Origin of the sequence: Sorlinia euscelidii (assembly GCF_036452135.1) — a bacterium.
Lineage (GTDB): Bacteria > Pseudomonadota > Alphaproteobacteria > Acetobacterales > Acetobacteraceae > Sorlinia > Sorlinia euscelidii.
The window spans coordinates 524,599-546,823 of the sequence record NZ_JAWJZZ010000001.1 but is presented as its reverse complement, the minus strand read 5'-3'; the positions used below and the strand labels follow the sequence as shown (position 1 = coordinate 546,823).

The following is a 22,225-nucleotide window of genomic DNA, read 5'->3' as shown; positions in this document are numbered from 1 at the left end:
AGACTGAAATCTGAAAGGTTTTTAAAATGACTGAAGTCGTTGACGCCCAAGCTGCGTCTGAAATCAGCCTGTATAAGGGCGATGAATGGCATGAGGTGCGCGCGAAGCACATCGGTGGGTCCGAGATCGCCTCTCTATTCAATGTCCAGCCCGAATACGCGGTCGGAGCGCATGGGCTGTGGCTCATCAAAGCCGGGCGCGTGCCCGCGCCGGAGGTCGATAACCAGCGTGCACGGTGGGGCCTACAGCTTGAAGAGGCGATAGCTCAAGGCTGTGCTGAGCAGGAAGGATGGAAAATCCGAAAGGGAGGCTACTTCTCAGATCCTCACTGTCGTGGACTGGGGGCAACTCTCGATTACGTCATTGAGGAGGGTGAAGAAGGGCGGACGACCCCTGGCATTCTCGAGATCAAGAACGTCGATTATGGCGTTCATAAGAGGAGTTGGGCCGATGGCGAGCCGCCTCTTCACATCCTTCTCCAGCTGCAACATCAGCTGGCGTGCACGGGCTTTACGTGGGGCGCCATCGGAGAGCTGATTGGCGGCAACGATCTCAGGGTTTATCGGTTTGAGGCGCGCCCCAAGATCATCGCGCAGATCCGTGCGAAGGTCGCGGCCTTTTGGCAATCAATTGACGATGATATCCCGCCACCCGTCGATGATTCAAGCCAGACGGGTGCAGTCCTGCGGGCGCTGAACACGCCCATCGTCGATGAGATTGCCGATTTCAAGTTGGACAATGAGTTGCCCGACATCTGTGCTGGCCTTCTCTCATCAGCTTCGCGTCGCAAGGCGATTGAGAAGGAAGAGCAAGGCTATAAGAACCGGCTCATTGCCAAGCTCGGCACAGCGCAGAAGGCGCGATGCGCAGGCTTTTTCATCAACACAATCGTGGTGCCTGAGAAAGCCCCGAGAGCTGCGCTGCCTGGCGAAATCATCTCGGGAAGGAAAGAGGCGCGGCGATATGACGTAAAGGAGATCAGCTTATGAGCGATGACATACCAAAAACGCCTGCATACCTTCGCAAGCAGATCAATACAATGGCGGGAGAATTTAGGAACGTGCTTCCATCTCACATCGCGCCGGAGAAATTCCAGCGCGTCGTGATGACGGTTGTGCAGCAAAATCCCGATTTGCTGGGTGCCGACCGACAGACCCTTCTTGCCTCCTGCCTCAAATGCGCGGCCGATGGGCTGATCCCCGACGGACGCGAGGCTGCCCTCGTGATTTTCAGCAATAAAGTGCAGTATATGCCCATGTTCGCGGGCCTTCAAAAGCGCGTTCGGAACAGTGGCGAGATCGCTTCCGTGCAAGCCCACATCATTTATGAGAACGACCACTTCGTATGGCGTCAAGGTCTCGATGGGCATATCGAACATACGCCCCTTTTCCCTGGGCACCGGGGTAAGGCCATCGGGGCTTACGCAATCGCGAAGTTCAAGGACGGTTCAGATCCTCAATTCGAGGTGATGGACGTCGAAGCAATTGAACGCGTCCGGTCCGTTAGCCGTGGCAAGAATGGGGGGCCATGGGCTCAATGGTGGGACGAGATGGCGCGCAAAACCGTCTTCAAGCGCTTGTCAAAATGGCTCCCGATGGATGCTGAGGTCGATGAGCTTCTCAGGCGCGACGATGAAATCGAAGCTGTGCCCTACGGAAAGGAAGCAGGCCCCGATCCGGTTGTGACAGCAGTGCCTTCAAAACTCGATGCTCTGGAACATGTCGATGACGGGGTTGATCGTTTTGAGGACGAAGTGCCCGGTCCGTTATCGCCAGAGGCCAAGGAGGATTACGCATGATCTCTCCCCGGCAAGACACATCTCAAGTCATCGCACTTGAGACACTCCTCTCCCGCATTCCACGCGACCGCCCATGGTTGCGCGACCTTGATCAGGACGAAGCCGTCATGCGCCGCGTTACAGGCCGGTTCTGGATGGAGGAGACGTGTGATGAAAGGTGATCAATCGCTCTTCCAAATGCTTACTTTTGAGGAAGTGGTGAATAGCTTGCACGGCCGTATCGGCAAGACAAAGCTACGCGAGCACTTGAAGTCGTTGCCTTTATTCAAGGGGCGGCCGACCCATCGACGTATAGGCAAAAAACTTCTTTTCAGTCCTGAAGACCTCAAAGTTCTACTCGAAAGCCTTGAAAATTGCTCCGCATCATCAAACGACCAGGCCGGGAAACGTTTTACATCCGCGGCACCGTCCGCGGCCAGCGCATCTATGAGAGCTCTGGAACTTCTGACCGGGCACAAGCGGAAGAGTTCCGCGCTAAACGAGAGGCAGAGCTCTGGGCGGAAAGTCTTTACGGCAGGAAAGCAACAGTCACATTCGCGCACGCATTAACCGCGTACTTGGAGGCAGAAGAAAGAAGCGCGCCGACCAAAGCTTTTCTTCTCAAGCTTTTGAAACATTTCGGCACAACGAAAATCCGCGAGATTGATCAAGAAGCTTTGGACAAGGCGTATATTGCTGTGTTGCGAGATGGGACCGCAGCACAGCCTGCCACAAAGCTACGCAATGTTTTGACGCCTTTGCGTGCGGTGCTGGAATTTGCGGCGATCCGGGGTTGGTGCGATAGGCCTGCATTTGATCGACCGCGTGTGAAAAACAAGAGAACAAGGTTTCTGACGCCTGATGAGGCAACGAAACTTATTGAATCTGCCGCTCCACATCTGAAATCGCTATTAATTTTCCTCATTGCGACTGGCGCGCGCTTATCAGAAGCCCTTGAGCTATCTTGGGAAAACGTCGATTTGTTGAACGGTCGGGCAAGTCTTTGGCAAAAGCAAGGCAATGAGCGTTTCGCCAAGCTTCCTCCAGTAGCCATTCAGGCCCTTGTAGAGCTCAATCATCGTAGCGGACCGGTATTTCGCCCCCCACCGCGTAAAACACGCCTGACAGTAGGATACCGATACAATGGGCGCATTGGTGGAGGGCAGATCAAGCGAGCTTGGTCTACCGCGTGTAAAAAAGCCAAAATCGAAGGCGCAACGCCGCATACGCTTCGGCACACGTATGCGACATGGCACTATTGCATGCACCGAGACCTGCTTCTCCTTAAAGAGGATGGAGGATGGCAGAATGTAACGATGGTGGCGCGCTATGCAAAAATGTATCCAGGGGGCCAAGCTGACGAGATTAAAGCATGGCTTTTACACGGCGGCATTTCGGATGAAAAAAGTGCCAAATGAGTGCCAATATAAACGTTGATTATGTAAGGACATGAAATATAAGGCATATTTTCTTATGTTGACTCCCTTGGTAAGGGAGAGGCCGCGAGTTCAATCCTCGCCAGCAGCACCATTAAAGACCCGGCACTTCAACGTTATGTCGCGCGGTCCGGGTTTCATATCATCATCGAACCTTCTCTCAGCGGCTTAGTCGGTGAATTCCGCCTTGCTCACGATGTCCCGCGCGCGCGTCACCAATGCCCGAACATGAGTTTGCCCACACACAGGCAGCCGATAATATTAAGCAGGGCACAGCTGGTGATGAGAATAACCTCCAAAGCTGATGGATATTCCCGCAGGACGAGCCATTGCCCGGCCCTGAACATCGCCCCGACCCAAATGGCGAGGCTTGCGAGAAAGAGCAAGCGTAAAAGCCAGGTGAAAATGAATATTGTCGCATCTTCACTCCTTCATCCTCCACCAATAACAATGTCGTCACGATCGATGGATGCATCGTCAGCCACAGCACTTTTTGTCAGTCAGGCAATACGCCTTTCCAATCCGTGCCTGCCACAGTTCTGAGTTGCGTCATTGACTCGCGTGCATGAGCGCCTCGACACGATAACGTGACGATCGGTAAGAATGTTCACATGTCTCAGTCCCTTTTAAGAAACGCAACTGAGTAGGGAGCGTGCATAATGGCGTCGCCCGTGTCGACAAGATTATTGACGCGGGGAAGCGCTTTTACAGTATGGATCGGGGTCAAGGTCGCTATGGATCTGCGCGATGATCTGCCAGGACTGTCTGAGAATTCAATTGAGGGGCGTGAAAATTTCCCAATGGACCGGCACTTCAACGTACGCAGTTCGACCATCCTCCAACGTCGATAAAAACTTTCCATCGGAAGATAGGATGGCAAAGCGCTCCGCAATGGCGTGAAGGGTAAAGGGAACGCGTGTTAATCCGGTGGCTGACATGGAGTAAAGCGTCCCATTCATGACCACGATAAGTTCGCCGCGGCGCACACGATGCCGATCCGTCTGATGAAAAAGCTTTTCGACAGGGTCATAAGTCAGAAATTCGCCGGTCCAGTGAGAAGCTTCGAAAATATAGGTACCGCAATATCCGGGTTGTGCAGCATCTTGAGCAGGGTAAAGGCCTTTTCGCAATGGCCGAGATCAATCAACCTCGCCGCTGCTCGCCCCGGCTCTCTGTAGGACGTCAGAAATCGCTCGCGAGCGCCGGTTTCACACGCGCGACGACTATTTAACGCCTTGACGAGAAGGGTCGGTTTTTTTCCGTGACAGGCAACTAACATGTAGAGAATGTTTTCAGCGCTTCGGCTGCGGATCTTGCGGATAACCGGGGTTGAATCGCCATTCGCGAGGACAGTCTCCAACATTGCTGCAAAGTTGCGTGACCCTTTGAGGGAGAAGCCGACCATGTGGGTCGCATAAGGCACAGCTACGCATCTCACATTATGGATATTGTCGCGGATGACCTCCGCCTCGATCTTATCTTCAGCGTTGTGCGGGTCATAAAGGATGTAGCAGGGCGCAGTGACCTCGTCATTTTTTGGCGCCATGCCCTTCATGTAAGGCTGGTAGAAGCCAGAGCAGAAATTAAGCCTGCCTGTTTCCTCAAAATCGATACTATATATCGGTGCGAGGGAGATGACAGCGTCGAACTCAAGAGCGCGCGCATATTTTATGGCGGCGTAACCACCCATCGAAACGCCATATCCAACGATTCTGACATGATGTTGACATGCTGCCCGGATAGGAGCGATCAGTCTACGAACTTCAGCAATCGCCTCATTAATACCGTTTTCAAGATACCAGCTTTCAGACCGCGCAACGATACCGATAAAAGGGATGTTAAGCGCTTTAGCGACCTGCTGTCCAAAAAACGTACCGTCATAACGCTCATTCGCCCTCACACCGGTGAAACTGACGACAATAACGTCAGAAGTCTGGGCCGGAATAAAGCTTCTGACGAAGTAACCGTCATTTGCGAATTCTGTCGATATCTCTGTCATATTTGACGTGATAGATTAAAAATTGTTAAAGTCAATAATTCTCCCAAGGCCAAGAGGACGAAATTTTTCATTTTTATGATGTTAGCCTCGATATTGTCGTTTAGCCGTATCTTAGCGCGATGAGATAGGGAATGAAACAAAAAAGCCGCACATGCATCGCATGTACGGCTCTATTTGATTGTAGGGCGTGCTTTTAAATAATGTGGGTTTTCGCTTCCCGCGGCCAGAAGCGAAGGGCCCGGCATTTTTCGATAAACTGCTGCATGTCGCCGGCGGATTCGAGATGAATCAGCCCTTCATCCTCATCGCTTTCAGTGATCCCGCCTTTGCGCAGTAAAGGGACGCAATTATGGCAATATCCGATGAACTTCGCATGTGCCCAGGCATCCGCAACGAAGTCGCGCGCGGTTGCCTCATTGAGAAGCTGCTCAGCACCTTCCGCCGAAGCCAGCAGGATGATCGCATCATAAAGGACGGAAGGGCCACCATTGAGTTTCTGCTGAGCAGGCCGCTTCTTGCCGTCCGACGTTGTGACGCCCCCCACAACCGGGGCGACGAGTTCAACCAGCGCGTTCTCTTTCTTCGCGGCTTTCATCAGGGCGTCAAGGAGGCTGGCATCGGTCCCTTCCGTGATCAACACCCCGATCTTACGCCCCTCAAAGGAGGTGGGGCCGTTTTTGAGGATGCTTAATTTGTCTGACGCCGGAAGATCCATCTTCGGCGTGCGCGCTGGCGGGGCGGCGTCCGGCATTGACTCCAGTCCGATACCCTTGGCGACATTCTCTGCGAGGGTCTTATCAACATTGAGGAGTTGAGAGACGACCCGCGCGCGAATATCTTCGCGTTCAACCTTACTCAGTTCAAAAACGAACGCATCTTTGATGTGGGTCTGCTCCGTATCGGTCTGGCTGATATAGAACTGCCGCGCCTGACTGTAGTGATCGGCAAATCGCTCACCACGCTCAAAGGTTTTGACGCCTTCCACGGCTGAAGGGTAATGCCGGTAACCGCGATCCCGGTTCTCAACCGGTCCTTCCCCCCAGGAGTTCGGCTCATAATTGACGCGGCCTTTAGGGTTCTCCATCGCCATATGTCCGTCTTGCTGCAATGTATGGAACGGGCATTTCGGTGCATTAATGGGCAGATGCGTGAAGTTCGTGCTTCCAAGACGTTTAACCTGCGTATCAAGATAAGAGAAGTTGCGACCTTGCAGGAGCGGGTCATCCGTGAAGCTGATGCCGGGCACGACATTATGCGTCATGAATGCGACCTGCTCCGTCTCCGCAAAGAAATTATCAACGACGCGGTCGAGCACCATGCGTCCGATAGGTTGGACGGGGATCAGTTCCTCAGGGATCAGTTTGGTCGCGTCAAGGATGTCGAAATCAAATTTATCCGCGAAATCATCGTCGAAGAGCTGAACGCCCAATTCCCATTCCGGGAAGTTCCCGGAAGTGATGGCCTCCCACAGATCGCGTCGATGATAATCCGGGTCCGCGCCATTGATCTTGACGGCTTCATTCCAGACGACGGATTGAAGGCCGAGCTTCGGTTTCCAGTGAAATTTAACATAAGTGGATTTGCCGTCCGCATTGACGAGGCGGAAGCTATGGACGCCGAAACCCTCCATGAAACGGAAGGAGCGTGGAATGGCCCGGTCGGACATAATCCACATCAGCATATGCACGGTTTCTGGAGATAAGGACGCAAAATCCCAGAAATTATCGTGGGCGGACTGCGCCTGCGGAAAGCCGCGATCCGGCTCTTCCTTGACGGAATGCACGAGGTCCGGGAAGCGGATGGCGTCCTGAATGAAGAAGACCGGAATATTATTTCCGACAATATCCCAATTGCCTTCCTCAGTATAAAATTTGACGGCAAATCCACGCACGTCGCGTGCCAGGTCGAACGAGCCCTTCGCGCCCGCCACGGTCGAGAAACGAACGAAAACCGGTGTGCGCTGCCCTTTCCGGGTCAGGATTTTGGCTGTCGTGTAATTTGTTAACGGTGTGTCCAGCTCAAAATACCCATGGGCCCCGTATCCACGCGCATGCACAATGCGCTCCGGGATGCGCTCATGGTCGAAATGAAAGATTTTTTCCCGGAAGTGGAAGTCTTGCATCAGGGCGGGGCCGCGTTGGCCGGCCTTGAGGGTATTCTGATCATCTGCGACGGGCGTGCCCTGCTTTGTCGTCATACCGGGCTGGCTTCCGTCACCCAGGTAATGCGTCTGTCCTTGAGGACCGATCTCAACCTTTACGTCACCGATTTTTTTTGTTCTCGTTTGTAATTGTCGTTTTTCATAGGTGCCTCCGAAATAATTGCTTAAAGCTCAACGTGAGCCTGTCAGACGGGTTTCGGCTTGCGCCGCCAGGGCGCAAGAGGCGCTATAGCATTTTTACGGGTAAAGAGGGGAGGGGATTCTGTTTTGAGTGCCCGATTATTTCTTGATACTTATCTTGACAATGTGAGCACTTGGTATTTGTTAATAAAAGGTGAAACGGGTTGTCCCGCTTTTTTGGTTTAGACTTTGACGCCGTCAGGCGCCCGCCCGCTCACGCCGGCGACGGGATGGGGGCGGGCTCTTTTCCGGGGGCGGGCTTCATCCGGTTTCTCTGATGAGAAGTCGAAGGCGAGCGCATCATTTTTGAGATGGATGCTGACGAGGCCGCCGCGATTAAGCTTACCGAATAAAAGCTCTTCAGCGAGGCGTTTTTTAATCTGGTCCTGAATCAGGCGTGCCAGCGGGCGGGCACCGTAAAGCCGGTCATAACCGCGTTGCGCAAGCCAGTCACGTGCGGCCGGACTGACCTCAATCGTGACGTCCCGATCCGCAAGCTGCGCCTCAAGCTGGAAGACGAATTTATCAACCACCCGCGCAACCGCATCGGTTGAAAGCGGCTGGAAGGCAATGACCGCGTCCAGGCGGTTCCGGAATTCCGGGGAGAAGAGGCGTTTGATGGCCTCCTCATCATCACCGGTACGCTCTATGCGCCCGAACCCAATGGCTTCCTTGCTGAGATCCGCCGCGCCCGCATTCGTTGTCATGATCAATATGACATTGCGGAAATCCACAAGCTTGCCCGAGTGGTCGGTCAGTGTGCCGTGATCCATGACCTGAAGAAGAATGTTGAAAAGGTCCGGGTGGGCTTTTTCAATTTCGTCGAGCAGGAGGACACAATGCGGGTATTGATTGACGCTGTCTGTCAACAGGCCACCCTGGTCAAATCCGACATAGCCCGGCGGGGCTCCGATCAGGCGGGAAACAGAATGGCGCTCCATATATTCCGACATATCAAAACGCAGGAGTTTGATCCCGAGGAAGGAAGCAAGCTGCCGCGCCACTTCTGTTTTGCCGACACCCGTCGGGCCGGAGAACAGGTAATTGCCGATGGGCTTTCCGTGGTCGCGCAAACCGGCACGGGCGAGTTTGATGGCGGAGGTCAGGGCGTCAATCGCGTCATCCTGCGCGTAGACCATGCTTTTGAGGTCACGGCTGAGAGTGCGTAGCGTCGCTTTATCATCCGCTGAGACAGCTTTAGCGGGGACGCGCGCGATTTTGGCCACGGTGTCCTCAATATCGCGGAGCGTCACATTTTTGCGGCGCTTATTCTCTGGCAATAACATGCGCGAGGCGCCAGCCTCATCAATGACATCAATCGCCTTGTCGGGCAATTTGCGGTCATTAATGTAGCGTGCGGATAACTCGACGGCGGCGCGGATGGCTTCATCCAGATATTTGACCTTGTGATGGTCCTCATATTGTGGCTTCAGGCCACGCAATATTTTGATCGTGTCGTCGATATTCGGTTCCATCACGTCAATTTTTTGGAAGCGACGACTGAAAGCGTGGTCTTTTTCAAAAAATTGGCGGTATTCCTTGAAAGTCGTGGACCCGATGCAACGCAAACTGCCCGCCGCCAAAGCCGGTTTTAAAAGGTTTGACGCGTCCATGGCGCTGCCGGAGGTTGATCCGGCACCAATCACCGTGTGGATCTCGTCGATAAAAAGGACCGCCTTTTCATCCTGCGCCAATTCCGTCATGACGGCTTTGAGGCGCTCCTCAAAGTCACCGCGATAGCGCGTGCCGGCCAGGAGGGCGCCCATATCCAATGCGTAGATCGTGCTCTTATTCAAAACGTCCGGCACGGAGCGCTCCGCGATCCGCTTGGCCAGACCCTCCGCAATCGCTGTCTTGCCCACGCCTGGATCACCCACGAGGAGGGGGTTGTTCTTCGTGCGGCGACATAATATCTGGATCGTTCGGTCAACCTCTCGTTCTCGTCCTATCAAAGGGTCGATCTTGCCCGCGCGCGCGCGTTCATTGAGGTTCGTACAATAAGTATTGAGGGCTTCGGCGCTCTTGCCTGATCGCGAAGCTTTCTCTTCCTTCTCCGCTTCGGAATTTTCGTAAATCGGGGCGACATCCTCTGTGCGGGCGGCGCGCGCTGGTGTTTTCGCGATGCCGTGAGACAGAAAATTGACAGCGTCGAGGCGCGTCATGTCCTGCATCTGGAGGAAATAAATGGCGTGGCTTTCCCGCTCGGCAAAAAGTGCGACAAGCACGTTGGCGCCGCTGACTTCCTCTCGGCCTGTGGACTGCACATGGATGGCCGCACGCTGGATGACGCGCTGGAAGGCCGCTGTCGGTTTCGGCTCCTTCGTCTGTTCCGAGACGAGTCCGGCGAGGTCCTTATCCAGAAATTCTGACAGATCCTGACGCAATTTGCCGATATTGATTCCGCAGGCGCGGAGGACGGCGATCGCGTCCTCATCTTCCGTCAAGGCAAGGAGGAGGTGCTCAAGCGTCGCATATTCATGCCTGCGCTCAGCCGCAAAGGTGAGCGCGCGGTGCAGCGACTGCTCAAGAATACGAGATAACATGATTGACTGCTCCTCTCGCGCCCCTCGTCCGATTGGTCGGGTTCGGTCCTTTAAAAAGGGGCGGTCCAACATGCATCCCGCGACCCATAACTAAACAAACGAGAAAAAAAGAAAAAGTTTTCAGTGGGCTGGCTTCATTTTTTTAACGATATTTTCAACGTTGTCAGGCTCTCTCCACTGCGCATTGAAGGGGATGCTGGTGACTGCGGGCAAGTTCCGTCACCTGCGTTACTTTCGTTTCAGCAACTTCGAATGTGAAAATACCTGCCACGCCGATGCCCTGACGGTGGATTGTGAGCATGATATTGGTGGCCTCGTCCTGGGACTTGTTAAAAAAGGTTTCCAGAATATGCACCACAAAATCCATCGGCGTATAATCATCGTTAAGGAGCAGGACTTTGTACATGGAGGGCCGCCGCGTTGCCGTGCGCGATTGCACAGCAAAACCGAGATCCTCCCGCGCAGCGGAAATCACGGGGCCGGGCGATCCCTCTTCCCGCCGCATGACGATGACGTCATCATTCAAATGCGCTTCAAGTCCCATCAGGCTGCCTGTCTCTCCTTACAAGGTGAATAAACCGCATTAAGGGCAAAAATCATAGTCTTAATTCCCGCCTTTTCGTCGGGCCATCATCATGATATCGCAAAAAAATAATGTATCTTTTTGATATTTAAAGTGAGTCCCGACCCACCGCGTGAATTATGATGTTTACGTTAACCCAGGCTGGGTCTCAGCGTTATAAGCGCGTCAAGATATTACGAAATTATTGCGATCTGTTGAAACTTGCGCGAATCATTGTCGTAAAGATCAGCGTCTGATAGATTCACAGACAAATTTTGCGATTGAGTCGGGGAGGCGCGTTTGCGTCGAAGTTTAGTTAATGGACTGCTTTCAGCGCTGGCGTTTGCGTTGACGTTCTGCCTTCCCCATTCCGCGCGCGCGCAATATGCGGGCCATGTCAGCAGCTTCATTATCGATGCAAAAACCGGTTCCGTCCTTCTGGAAAGCGATCCGAACCTCCAGCGTTACCCGGCATCCCTTACCAAGCTGATGACATTATATCTGACGTTCAAGGCGCTGGACGCCGGCCATATCTCCTTTGACTCACTTGTGCCGGTCTCCATTCACGCCGCATCGATGGAGCCATCCAAGCTCGGCTTGCGGCCCGGGATGCGTCTCACCGTGCGGGAAGCCGTGCTCGGGCTCGTCACGAAATCGGCAAATGATGCGGCCGCCGCCTTGGGGGAACTCCTCGGCAGGGGGGATGAGGTTTACTTCGCCAATATCATGACGCGTGAGGCCCGGGCCCTTGGCATGCGTGACACGACTTTTCAGAATGCTTCCGGCCTCCCCGATCCGGAGCAGGTGACGACGGCCCATGATATTGCGTTGCTCAGTGCAAGGCTGATGCATGATTTTCCGAATTATTACCCGTTATTTTCGACAAAAAGCTTTGTTTTCCACGGTCGGGTGATCCCCAATCATAATCCCATGCTTAAGGGTTATGTCGGGGCGGATGGTCTTAAAACCGGATATACGGCGCTCGCCGGGCATAATCTTGCCGCTTCAGCGCGGCGCGGCGCGGTGCAGCTGATCGGTGTTGTGTTGGGTGCCCGCAGCAACTTGCAACGTAATCGCATAATGACCTCATTGCTTGATAAGGGCTTTGAGATGGAAGGGGTTGCGCCGGTGCCCGCCGCCTCTGAAGCGCCAATCGTGATGGCGCGCGCCGCCTCGCGCCACCGCCGGGTGCGGAGAAATCGCGCCGGGACCTATCGTAGTACGACCGTTGAAGTGGCCGAGGCCCCTTCCGGCCCGCGCCGTTACCGCCTCGTAACGCATCGCGCTACGAAAAGGCGGGTCGCGCGCAAGCCCGTCTCCGTCCGCGCCGCCAGCTCAGTGCGGCACCATACGGCGAAAATCAGCAAGACAAAGCGCCATCATACCCGCCATCAGGGCTGAGATCTTTAACAGGTCCGCGGCCGTTATCACAGCCAGAATAACCCTTCCCAGAGAGCGCCAGATCCTGTCGAACCGCGCGTCGCGGCTTTGATGTATCGCGGCTGTGGTTGGACTGGCCTTGGCTTCAGCAGTCACCGCGTGGTAAGTCTACCGCCGATCTTGATGAAGGGTTGGAATTGACTGATCTTCGTCTCGCGTTATTAATTTTTCTGAGTTGAGGCGGAGAGTAAATGGCTTCAGGTGATTCGGCCCGGCATATCGTGCGATATACGGAGGAAGACTTCGCCGGTCTGCGCGCAGCGGGTCGACTCGCGGCTGAAACTTTGGACATGATCACGCCCTACGTCGTACCTGGCGCTCTGACGGCGGATCTCGATGCGTTGATCCATCAGTTCACGCTCGACCATCAAGCTGTTCCAGCGCCTTTGAATTATCGTGGCTTCCCGAAATCCTGCTGTATTTCCGTCAATCACGTCGTCTGCCATGGCATCCCGGGGGATCGGCGGCTTAATGAGGGTGACATCGTCAATATCGATGTTACTTCCATTCTGGGAGGTTGGTATGGCGACACGTCCCGTATGTTTTACGTCGGCAAAGTGCCACGTAAAGCCGTTAACCTCGTTGAAAAAACCTATGAAGCGATGATGCGCGGCATCGAAGTCGTGCGGCCTGGCGCGACCTTGGGCGATATTGGTCACGCGATCCAGAGTTACGCGGAGGGGCATCGGCTTTCCGTCGTGCGGGACTTCTGCGGACACGGGATCGGGCGGGTCTTTCATGATGCGCCGAATGTCCTGCATTATGGTAAGCCCGGCACGGGTATGGCGCTTGATGCCGGCATGGTTTTCACGATTGAACCGATGTTGAATATCGGGAGATATGACGTCAAAATACTCGAAGATGGCTGGACAGCTGTTACGCGTGACAGGTCTCTCTCTGCACAATTCGAGCATATGATCGGCGTCAACCATAATGGTTGCGAAATATTTACCCGGTCACCCGCAGGTTTCAATCTGCCCCCTTACGCTTGAATTGTTACAGGAAATAAAAATGACGACGTCCAGAAAAACCTGTTTTCACCTGATATGCTCAGCTTCGCTTTCACTCTTTGCCGCCCTGCCTGCGACATGTCAGGCCGCCGCGGCCGACCCGCTTGGCTATCAGGCAACGCATCGCGGCGATAATCGCCATCCAGCCGCCGCCGCACCCCATGCGATGGTTGTGTCCGCACAGCATCTGGCGACGGATGCCGGGGTGGAAATCCTGAGAGCGGGCGGTAATGCGGTTGATGCGGCTGTCGCTGTTGGTTACGCCCTTGCTGTCGTTTACCCGGCGGCCGGCAATATCGGGGGCGGGGGGTTCGCGACGATCCGCCTGCCGGATGGGCAGACGCATTTCATCGATTTCCGGGAGCACGCGCCGCTGGCCGCAACGTCCACGATGTATCAGGACAAAGATGGCAATGTCGATAAAGCGGCAAGCGTTGAGGGCTGGCGCGCCGTCGGTGTTCCGGGCACGGTTGCAGGGCTGGATGCGCTGGAGCGTAAATGGGGCCGCCTCGGCCTGACCCGCGTCATGGCCCCCGCCATCCGCCTGGCAGAGGAAGGATTCCATCTGCAGGTCGATGATGTTGATCTGCTGAATTCCGCCAAAGACCGCCTTGCGCGGGACAGTTACGCTAAAAAGATCTTCCTTAATCCGAATGGTAGCGCGCTGGAGGTCGGCGATACGCTTGTGCAGAAGGACCTCGCCAATACCCTGCGACGGATTGCGCAGCTTGGTGATAAAGGTTTTTACGAGGGTGAGACAGCGCAGGAAATTGTTGCCGCCAGTCGGCGTGGGGGCGGTATCCTGTCCCTCAAGGATTTCACATCCTATAAGATCCGCGCGCTGGAACCTTTGCACTGCAATTATAAAGGTTATCGTATCGATACGGCCCCACCGCCGAGCGGGGGTGGCGTGGCTATTTGTGAAATCCTCAATATCCTCTCCGCCTATGACCTGAAAAAGATTGGCCTGCGAAGCGTTGCCGGGGTGCAGCTCCAGACGGAAGCCATGCGTCACGCTTATTCTGACCGTCGGGATCTTGGAGATCCTGCTTTCGTGAAAAATCCAGTCGCCCATTTGATCGATCCGTCTTACGCGGCGGCGATCAGAGCGGGTTTCCGGCAGGATCACGCGATCGATTCAGCTTCGCTTCGGCCTGGGGAGGCCCTGCCGCAGGGCGATGCCCCTGTCACGGAGCCCGCGCATGAAAAACATGAAACGACGCAATTCTGCGCAGCGGATCGGTCCGGGATTGCGGTCTCCGTCACCTACACATTAAATGGTTGGTACGGTGCGCATGTTGTGGGTGGCCGGACGGGCATCGTCATGAATGATGAGATGGATGATTTCTCCGTCAAGCCGGGTGTGCCAAATATGTATGGGATCGTCGGGTCACGCGCCAACGAGATCGCGCCGGGCAAGACGCCGCTTTCCTCCATGTCGCCGACGATTATTTCCAAGGATGGCAAGCTTGTCATGGCGATTGGCAGCCCGGGTGGGTCCCGCATCCCCACAATTATCCTCAATGTCGTGCTCGGCGTCATTGACGGGGGGATGGATATTCAGCAGGCCATCAACCAACCGCGTATTCATGAGCAATGGATGCCCCGCGCGCTTGAGGTGGAACCGGGTGCGCTGACCTCCCATGTCAGCACTGTCCTGCGGGGACGTGGATATCAGATCACGGAGCAGCCGCAATATTGGGGGCTCGCCCAAGGGATCCTCTTTGGCCGCCCACGTCTCGACGCACCGGTGACGGGTTTCGTTTATGGCGGCTCAGACCAGCGTCATGCCGGAGGGCTGGCACGCGGATTGTAATTTCAGGCATGATTCCCCTTGCCAGGGGGGAGGGGAATCATGCTAATCCTGCGCCGGGAGGTCGGCCGTGGACGGGCGGCTTGCAAACCCGGTCAGGTCCGGAAGGAAGCAGCCGTAGTGAGTTTTGCACGGGTCGTGTGTTCGGCCTCCCACCTTCCCGATATTTTGGTCTATAAGTGATTGCATGAGTGATCACGAATCGCATCCCGACGACGACGCCCTGCCCCTCCCTCCTGCGGCGGGGGATCACCTTTTCGGCGCGCCAGATGCCGCGCCGCAGAATATTCAGGCCGCGCCTTATCGCGTTCTGGCGCGCAAATACCGCCCCCAATCCTTTGCTGACCTGATTGGTCAGGAAAGCACCATCCGCATCCTGCGGCGGGCTTTCGCCCTTAAACGCGTCGCACATGCGTTCATGCTGACAGGGGTCCGAGGTGTCGGCAAAACGACGACAGCGCGCATCATCGCCCGCGCCCTGAACTGTATTGGGCCTGATGGCAAAGGGGAGGCAACGGCTGAGCCCTGCGGCGTCTGCGCCAATTGTACCGCTATCCTGGCGGATCGGCATCCTGACGTGCTGGAGATGGATGCGGCTTCCCGCACCGGGGTTGATGACGTCCGGGAAATCATTGAGCAGACGCGTTTTCGACCGATTCAAGGGCGCATGAAGGTCTTCATCATAGATGAGGTCCACATGCTGTCCCGCAATGCATTCAATGCTTTGCTCAAAACGCTTGAAGAACCGCCGGAGCGCGTCACTTTTATTTTCGCCACCACGGAGTTGCGGAAAGTCCCCGTTACGGTGCTCTCCCGTTGTCAGCGTTTTGACCTGAGACGCGTGCCCAATCAGATGCTGGTGGCGCATTTCGATTCGATTGCGCAGAAGGAGGGGGTCGCGTTCTCGCCGGAGGCGCTTGGTCTCATTGCGCGGGCGAGTGACGGCTCGGTACGTGATGGGCTATCACTTCTTGACCAGGCGATTGCGCGTGGATCGGAGGAGGATGCGAAGCGTATTGAGGAAAATGTCGTCAGCGCCATGCTCGGATTATCCGATCGGGAGACGGTCTATGACCTCTTTGACGCGCTTATCAAAGGTGACGTGGCGCGCGTCCTCAGCGTGACAGACAATGCCTATGCGCTGGGGGTGGAATTAGGCGGTTTACTTGGTGAACTGCTTGAACTCGTGCATTTTATTTCCCGCCTCAAAGCGGTGCCGTCCCTCGGGAAACGCCCCGATTTGACAGAGGTTGAGCGCAGCCGTGGCGTCACCTTCGCGCAGGATCTTTCCATGGCCGTTCTGGGGCGCGCCTGGCAGATCCTGGTCAACGGTTTGAAAGAGCTTGAAATCGCGCCAGACCGCCGCGGCGCGGTGGAAATGATCCTCCTGCGACTCTGTTACGCCAATTCCCTTCCCACACCGGATGATCTGATTCGACAGGCACGGGGGACGATATCGCCGCGCGATGGCGGACCGACATCTCCCGTGAAAGACCATTGTGAGACGGACGCGACGCCGACCGCCTCCATTGCCGGGCCTGCGGACGCTTCTGTCACTGCGGGTCATGACAGAATGCGCCCCGTCGCGCATCGGGACCTCCACCTCGTCGCGGATAATACGCGCCCCGCGTCGGCCGCCTCGTCGGCGCCGCACATCGAGCCGGCATCCGCCGCACATGCTGCGCGCCCACCGCGTCCGATTGATGAGGACTCCGCCAGGGAGAACGCCGCCCCGTCCGAAGGGCCGCCCGAGGCGGTCATGACGGGCACGGATGGCGCCCTGCAACATCCCGTCCAAGTGACGCGCCCGGAAATAACATCGTCCCTGCCACATGTCGCCGCGTCCGAGATCGCAGAATCTGCCTCGGACGCGTCGGTGGCGGCGCAGCCGGACGTCGCCGCCGTGCCGCCAATCCGCTCCTGGCGTGAGATGGTCGCTTACGTTAAGTGGGCGTCCAAGCCGCTTCTGCACGGTTTGCTGCGCCATGCCGCGCATTGCGTGCGGTTCGCGCCGCCGGAAATCGCGATCCGTTTGCAGAGCGGCGTCGATCCCCGCAGTCTCGCGCGACTTCAGGCTGTGCTGAATCTGCATTATCCGGATCGCTTCATGATCATGGCTTCTCATGAGGAGGGCGCGCCGACTTTGGATGAACAAGGCGCGCAGGTGACGGAATCTCACCGGCAATCCATGCAGGAAGATCCTCTCATCCAGGCGATCATCACGCATTTCCCCGGCGCGCATCTCGGCCTGCCGCGCGACCTCTCCCTAGATGATTACGGCCTGCCGCCTGAAAATCTGGATGAGGTGCTGCCATCCGCTTTCTCCGAGGCGGGGCCCGATGCTGAAGGGTTGGAGACGGATTTGCCGGAAGACGATATAAGTCAGCCCGGCTATCGATATCACTAAGGACTTGAAGACATGAAAAATCTCGCCGGCCTGATGAAACAGGCTTCCCAGATGCAAGCCAAAATGGAGGAATTGCAGGCGCGGCTCGACGCTTTGATGATTGAGGGTGAAGCGGGTGCGGGTCTCGTCAAAATCACCCTGAATGGCAAAGGCGATATGCAAAAGCTGGTCATTGACCCGAAATTACTGACGCCGACCGATGCTGAGATGGTGCAGGATCTCATCCTGGCGGCTTTCAGCAATGCGCGCAGCAAAGTTGAAGCGGCCAGCTCAGAGGAAATGCGGCGTCTGACCGGTGGGATCGATCTGCCCGCCGGCTTCAAGCTGCCCTTCTGACTTGGCCTGGCACCGCACAGGCGGGATTGAGCTTGAACGGCTCATCCAGCTTCTCTCCCGGTTACCGGGGCTGGGGCCGCGCTCTGCCCGGCGTGCGGCGCTGTCCTTACTGGCGGAGCCTGAGCGACGCCTTGTCCCCCTTGCCCAGGCCATGCAGGAGGCCGCCGCCCGCATCCAGAGTTGTGAGGTTTGCGGCACGCTGGATGTCACAAATCCGTGTATGATCTGCTCAGATCCGGATCGGGATCACAGCGTGATCTGTGTGGTCGAGCATGTCAGTGACCTTTGGGCGCTTGAACGTGCCATGGTTCATCGTGGCGTTTATCAGGTTCTCGGCGGGACGTTGTCGGCGTTACTGGGTAGAGGCCCGGAAGAGCTGAATACGCAATCCCTGTTTCGTCGCGTCGGGTCAGATGGTGTGTCGGAGGTTATTCTTGCTTTAGGCGCCACGGTCGATGGAGCCGCGACCTCACACTGGCTGGAAGACCGCCTTGCCCGATATGATGTCACTGTGACGCGCGTCGGGCGTGGTGTGCCGATGGGCGGGACGCTTGACGGGTTGGATGACGGCACATTGGTCGCGGCGCTGATGGCGCGGCGTCCCGTCGCGCGGGATGATGGCTGAGCGAAAAAATGCGAGAGCGTGATGAAGGATCGAAGTCGCAGCCATACTGATCGGGATCGCACGCCGAAAAAAAATGAAAATCCATAAACGACACGGCATTTAGCAGAGGCTGATCATGCAATTAACTATTCCGGATTCCATCCCGCGCGTTGCGCTTGTCACGGGCGGCGCGAAACGCATCGGACGCGCACTGGTCATGGCCCTTGCAGCGGAGGGGTTCAAAATCGCGATTCACCGCCATCAAAGCACCGCCGAGGCGGAGGAGCTTCTGGGGGAAATCCATCACCAGGGCTGCATCCTGACGGCCGACCTCGCTGACGAGGCGGCGGTCTCCGGGTTGGTGAATGCTGCATCGGCGCAATTAGGTCCCGTCGGCATCCTCGTCAATAATGCCTCAATTTTTGAGCGCGATGCGTGGGACACTGTCACGGATGAAAGCTGGCAGCGTCATCAGGATATTAATCTTCGCGCGCCGTTCGTACTTTCCCAATCCTTTGCGCGGGCGCTCCCGTCGTCGGCGGAGGGGGTCATTCTTAATTTATTGGATGAGCGGGTCTGGAAATTGACGCCGCATTACACCAGTTATACGGTTTCGAAGTCCGCATTATGGACCTTGACGCAGACTTTGGCCTTAGCTTTGGCGCCGCGCATCCGCGTGAATGCCATCGGGCCGGGTCCGGTTCTGCCAGCGCAAGGTCAGAGTGACGCGGAGTTTCTGCGGATGTGTCACGCCACGCCGCTTCAGCACGGTGCAACGCCGGAGGAAGTCGCCCAGACGGCGATGGCTCTGGCCGCCATGCGCGCCGTGACAGGCCAGATGGTGGCCACGGATGGCGGGCAGCATCTCGCCTGGCAAACATGTTGAGACCGGTTCACTTAGCGGGATAGAGAAGACGAGACGGCGGATGACTTCAGATCAGGAAAACGGTTTCATGCCGCCGCCACATATCGGCCTGCGCTCCTTAAAAACGGAGGTTGGCACTTACATTTTCATTTGTCCTGAGACCGATGAATTAGGGCATGTCGACCCGTCAGAACCACAATATCGCGCAACCGCCTTGATGACCTTTCCCGAGATGGAAGGGTTCGGCATCTTATCCCGTGTCAAGCTTCTGCGACGCCCGCCCGGGCGATCGGTGCTGCGCAATACGTTGCAGCATAATTTTTTACCGGTCCGGTTAGAGGCGGCCGGTTCTGAGGATCAGCTTTTCCTTAAACATGCACCCTCAGGTGATTTTTTCATCCCGATCCTTGATGGCCAGACTGAGCTTCTCACGCGTCGGCGTCAGAAGGGCGAGGCGCCCACGCCGCTTCGGTCGGTAGATTTTAAGGGTGCCGTGCCGGTAGATTTCCAGGATATGGTGACGCGATGGCGTGATCTCGCTTCAGCGCGTCACGATGCGGTGGCATTTCTGGATGTTCTGGCGGGCTTCCCGCAGGATTTCACGCATGACTGCCTCGATATCGCGCTTCTGATGATTGCTGATGATGCGCGGGCCGCATTCCTCTCATTTTTCCTGTTCAATGAGTCGGATATATTGTCCCCGCAGCAGGCGACGTGCCTGGCGTTGCTTGAACGCCTTCCTTCCGCGGAGTGGCTGAAACAGGCAATTTCACGCCTTGCGCAATGGCAGGCGGATCGTGATCTGCCCATGCCGCGGCGCTCGGACGCTACCTACGATTTTATGGGACGTGAGACGAGTTGGCGCGAAAATGCGCGCGACACGGCGGGTGTCGCCCTCCTCTCCGCATTGCGGGAGAATGTCACGCCGCGCCATAAACTGGCGGCCCTGACCAGCGCCCGGGATGAAGGCGTGTATCTTCTGGAATGGATTGCATTTCATCGCACAATTGGCGTCGAGAAGATCTTCATTTACACCAATAATCTGACGGATGGCGCAGACGTGCTGCTGCAACGCCTGCATGATGCCGGGATCGTTCATTGGGTCGATAATACGGGGGAAGGGTGCGCGGGCGTCGATAATCAGTTGAAAGCCTTCGCCCATGCCTACACATTGATGCCAGCTTTGCTGGATTATGAATGGTGTCTGACGGTCGATCTCGATGAGTGGTTCGTACCCTCAGAGGCGTTTGACCATAAATTACCGCCTCTTTTAGCGCAGGAAGCGCTCCAGGATGCCGATGCTGTCGTGGCGACATGGCGTGTCAACGGGCCTGACCACCAGCTTCACTGGTCAGAGCCATTGAGCTGTGAGCGTTTCGTCGCGCTTGAACCGCATCCTCTGGTCAAATCAGTCCATCGTCCGCGGCGCTTTCAACGGTGCTCGCATCATGTGCCGGTTTCGCCGGAGAAACGGTGTTTCAAAACGGTTGATGGCGCGCCGCACGCCATCAACACGCATTCAGTTTATGAAACCAGTTTCTACCATCAGCCGACAGTGAAGGCGGAGGTTCATCATTTCATTCTGCGCTCCTTCGAGGAATTTGTCTGGCGTTATGCGCGGGGTGAAAATGATGGCAATGCTGTCCTGCCGGTCAAACGCTTCCGCTATAATAATCACGGTATTTTTGAGCTTTTCCTCACAAGATTTCGCTTGAAGGGACCGCAACTCTCACCGGTTATCGCGGCGCGGTGTCATGAGGAGATCGCCAGATTAATGTCGATCCCCGGCGTGCGCGACGCCTATCAGGATGTGGTGCGTCATTTCGGCCAGACAGTCTCCCTCTATGTGGAACAAAGTCTCGAAGCCGTGCGTCTGGATACGAATGTCAGTGCGGAAGTACGGGAGGAGTGGGCGCAACTCGTCGAATCCTGGCAGAAGACCGACGCCCCAGTCGCGTGCGTTCATTAAGGCGCGTTTTATCGGGTCTTATAGGTACGGGTCACTTCTGAAGGGCGCTGATTATTCTCGGTGTAATTTTCCAGCACGAATGCGAAGGGCATGTGATCGCGTCCCCTCAATAACAAGGCGCGCTGCTGCAGGATCATGCCGGGGGGCGGAGTCGGCGCGAATCCATGTTCAACCCGACGCGTGAAAGCGAGACTCTTCACCGCGAGCCCGAAAGGGGTTTCAGTCGTGTCGAGCAGCTTATTCATCTCGGCGGAGAGGCGGGATGGCACATACCAGTTCCAGGCATTGGAAAGTTCAATTTCGCCACATTTTATGCTGACATGGCGCAATTTGAGGGCGTCCAGACGCGTCACTTTGAGGCGTCGCCTGATATCCAGGATCTGAGGTGGGGAGGCGGTGTCAAGGGCGACACTGCGTAATGACTGGCCAGGGGCCAGGCGCGCGCATTTTGCGTTAAGGATAATGGATGCGCTTCGACCGCTCGCGAGTTGAACGGCGAGATCGGAAGCCGGGGAGGGCTGCGCTGCAACCGGTCTCAGAATAAATAGCCCGGTAAGGAGGGTTACAACCGGTCCATGGCGGCGGTCATGCCGCCAGGAGCCCGCCCGTCCCCTTACAGGCTTAATTTTCGTGGTCGTCAGAATCCGTGTTGACCTCGATTTCCGCGCCGAGATCGTCATCATCATCATCCAGATCGGCAGCATCCTCAATGACGTCATCATCATCGTCATCCGTGTCGAGATCAACGTCGATATCCTCGCTACGATCATCTTCCGCAACGCGTTTGACCTGGTCCACCGGGGCTTCATCGACGCGCTTAGGACGCGGCATGTCTGTCGGCTGCTCCACACCACATTTGGGGCAGACCGCAGGACTGCGTGTCAGATCGTAAAATTTTGCACCGCAGGAAACGCAAACGCGTTTCAGACCCAATTCCGGTTTCGCCATGGTTACGCCTATTGATCCTGATCTCGGGATATGGACATGCGACAGACGCCGCTTCAAACGCGGCCATGCCAGCTTATGCGGGATCTGTCAAATGCGTTTGCCCCGTCACCATGCGGTTCTTAGTCCCAAAATCCCGCCTGATAAAGGGTGGCCAAGCCCTGCAGCTTAATGGAGG

General features: G+C 56.1%; 20 protein-coding genes and 1 other RNA gene. 14 read left to right on the top strand and 7 right to left on the bottom strand.

Annotated features, from left to right (window positions below):
• The first annotated feature begins 26 nt into the window (after positions 1-26).
• The 4 genes from CGLAMM_RS02465 (at position 27) to CGLAMM_RS02450 (ending at position 3,195) form a co-directional block, all read left to right on the top strand.
• Positions 27-989, top strand: coding sequence for a YqaJ viral recombinase family nuclease (locus CGLAMM_RS02465; RefSeq protein ID WP_394819477.1), 963 nt, complete (start codon positions 27-29; stop codon positions 987-989).
• Positions 986-1,798, top strand: coding sequence for a recombinase RecT (locus CGLAMM_RS02460; RefSeq protein WP_394819478.1), 813 nt, complete (start codon positions 986-988; stop codon positions 1,796-1,798). Before CGLAMM_RS02465 ends, CGLAMM_RS02460 begins: the two co-directional genes overlap by 4 nt.
• Entirely contained in the window at positions 1,795-1,959 is a 165-nt protein-coding gene (locus CGLAMM_RS02455; protein ID WP_394819479.1) for a hypothetical protein, read from the top strand. The genes CGLAMM_RS02460 and CGLAMM_RS02455 overlap by 4 nt, the downstream gene beginning before the upstream one ends.
• Before the next feature lie 192 nt (positions 1,960-2,151).
• Entirely contained in the window at positions 2,152-3,195 is a 1,044-nt protein-coding gene (locus CGLAMM_RS02450; protein WP_394819480.1) for a tyrosine-type recombinase/integrase, read from the top strand.
• 230 nt (positions 3,196-3,425) lie between these two features.
• On the opposite strand, the gene CGLAMM_RS02445 is transcribed toward CGLAMM_RS02450, so the two are convergent.
• Complete coding sequence (locus CGLAMM_RS02445; protein ID WP_394819481.1) at positions 3,426-3,599, bottom strand: hypothetical protein; 174 nt, start codon at positions 3,597-3,599, stop codon at positions 3,426-3,428.
• Between the two features lie 273 nt (positions 3,600-3,872).
• Here CGLAMM_RS02445 and CGLAMM_RS02440 point away from each other — a divergent pair, with 273 nt between their 5' ends.
• The gene (locus tag CGLAMM_RS02440; protein WP_394819482.1) at positions 3,873-4,064 is read left to right on the top strand and encodes a hypothetical protein; all 192 of its coding nucleotides are present in this window, start codon (positions 3,873-3,875) and stop codon (positions 4,062-4,064) included.
• Between the two features lie 182 nt (positions 4,065-4,246).
• Here CGLAMM_RS02440 and CGLAMM_RS02435 read toward each other — a convergent pair whose 3' ends face one another.
• The 4 genes from CGLAMM_RS02435 to clpS all read right to left on the bottom strand — a co-directional run bounded on the left by CGLAMM_RS02435 (position 4,247) and on the right by clpS (position 10,601).
• Complete coding sequence (locus CGLAMM_RS02435; RefSeq protein WP_394819483.1) at positions 4,247-5,212, bottom strand: alpha/beta hydrolase; 966 nt, start codon at positions 5,210-5,212, stop codon at positions 4,247-4,249.
• A 193-nt stretch (positions 5,213-5,405) separates the two neighbouring features.
• Positions 5,406-7,409 carry a catalase gene (locus CGLAMM_RS02430; RefSeq protein ID WP_418115302.1) on the bottom strand — a complete coding sequence of 668 codons (2,004 nt, stop codon included), beginning with the start codon at positions 7,407-7,409 and terminating at the stop codon, positions 5,406-5,408.
• A 326-nt stretch (positions 7,410-7,735) separates the two neighbouring features.
• The gene (gene clpA, locus CGLAMM_RS02425) at positions 7,736-10,096 is read right to left on the bottom strand and encodes an ATP-dependent Clp protease ATP-binding subunit ClpA (RefSeq protein ID WP_394819485.1); all 2,361 of its coding nucleotides are present in this window, start codon (positions 10,094-10,096) and stop codon (positions 7,736-7,738) included.
• A 163-nt stretch (positions 10,097-10,259) separates the two neighbouring features.
• Complete coding sequence (clpS, locus tag CGLAMM_RS02420) at positions 10,260-10,601, bottom strand: ATP-dependent Clp protease adapter ClpS (RefSeq protein WP_394819731.1); 342 nt, start codon at positions 10,599-10,601, stop codon at positions 10,260-10,262.
• Between the two features lie 357 nt (positions 10,602-10,958).
• On the opposite strand from clpS, the gene CGLAMM_RS02415 reads away from it, so the two are divergent.
• From CGLAMM_RS02415 to CGLAMM_RS02375, 9 genes are all read left to right on the top strand, one after another.
• Positions 10,959-12,059 carry a D-alanyl-D-alanine carboxypeptidase family protein gene (locus CGLAMM_RS02415; RefSeq protein ID WP_394819486.1) on the top strand — a complete coding sequence of 367 codons (1,101 nt, stop codon included), beginning with the start codon at positions 10,959-10,961 and terminating at the stop codon, positions 12,057-12,059.
• Positions 12,060-12,289: 230 nt separating this feature from the next.
• Positions 12,290-13,090 carry a type I methionyl aminopeptidase gene (map, locus tag CGLAMM_RS02410; RefSeq protein WP_418115301.1) on the top strand — a complete coding sequence of 267 codons (801 nt, stop codon included), beginning with the start codon at positions 12,290-12,292 and terminating at the stop codon, positions 13,088-13,090.
• A 19-nt stretch (positions 13,091-13,109) separates the two neighbouring features.
• Entirely contained in the window at positions 13,110-14,924 is a 1,815-nt protein-coding gene (gene ggt, locus CGLAMM_RS02405; protein ID WP_394819732.1) for a gamma-glutamyltransferase, read from the top strand.
• Between the two features lie 56 nt (positions 14,925-14,980).
• Positions 14,981-15,077: signal recognition particle sRNA small type (ffs, locus tag CGLAMM_RS02400), an RNA gene on the top strand.
• 31 nt (positions 15,078-15,108) lie between these two features.
• Positions 15,109-17,328 (top strand): DNA polymerase III subunit gamma/tau, encoded by a 2,220-nt coding sequence (locus tag CGLAMM_RS02395; protein WP_394819487.1) that lies wholly within the window; start codon positions 15,109-15,111, stop codon positions 17,326-17,328.
• A gap of 12 nt (positions 17,329-17,340) precedes the next feature.
• Positions 17,341-17,664 (top strand): YbaB/EbfC family nucleoid-associated protein, encoded by a 324-nt coding sequence (locus tag CGLAMM_RS02390; RefSeq protein WP_394819488.1) that lies wholly within the window; start codon positions 17,341-17,343, stop codon positions 17,662-17,664.
• Entirely contained in the window at positions 17,633-18,289 is a 657-nt protein-coding gene (gene recR / locus CGLAMM_RS02385; RefSeq protein ID WP_418115361.1) for a recombination mediator RecR, read from the top strand. Before CGLAMM_RS02390 ends, recR begins: the two co-directional genes overlap by 32 nt.
• A 115-nt stretch (positions 18,290-18,404) precedes the next feature.
• Entirely contained in the window at positions 18,405-19,154 is a 750-nt protein-coding gene (locus tag CGLAMM_RS02380; protein WP_418115300.1) for an SDR family oxidoreductase, read from the top strand.
• Positions 19,155-19,194: 40 nt separating this feature from the next.
• Positions 19,195-21,102 (top strand): glycosyltransferase family 2 protein, encoded by a 1,908-nt coding sequence (locus CGLAMM_RS02375; protein WP_394819490.1) that lies wholly within the window; start codon positions 19,195-19,197, stop codon positions 21,100-21,102.
• Positions 21,103-21,110: 8 nt separating this feature from the next.
• On the opposite strand, the gene CGLAMM_RS02370 is transcribed toward CGLAMM_RS02375, so the two are convergent.
• Both CGLAMM_RS02370 and CGLAMM_RS02365 read right to left on the bottom strand, forming a co-directional pair.
• Positions 21,111-21,791, bottom strand: a complete 681-nt coding sequence (locus CGLAMM_RS02370; protein WP_418115299.1) for a hypothetical protein — start codon at positions 21,789-21,791, stop codon at positions 21,111-21,113.
• Positions 21,724-22,050 carry a TIGR02300 family protein gene (locus CGLAMM_RS02365; RefSeq protein WP_394819492.1) on the bottom strand — a complete coding sequence of 109 codons (327 nt, stop codon included), beginning with the start codon at positions 22,048-22,050 and terminating at the stop codon, positions 21,724-21,726. Before CGLAMM_RS02365 ends, CGLAMM_RS02370 begins: the two co-directional genes overlap by 68 nt.
• Positions 22,051-22,225 lie beyond the last annotated feature (175 nt).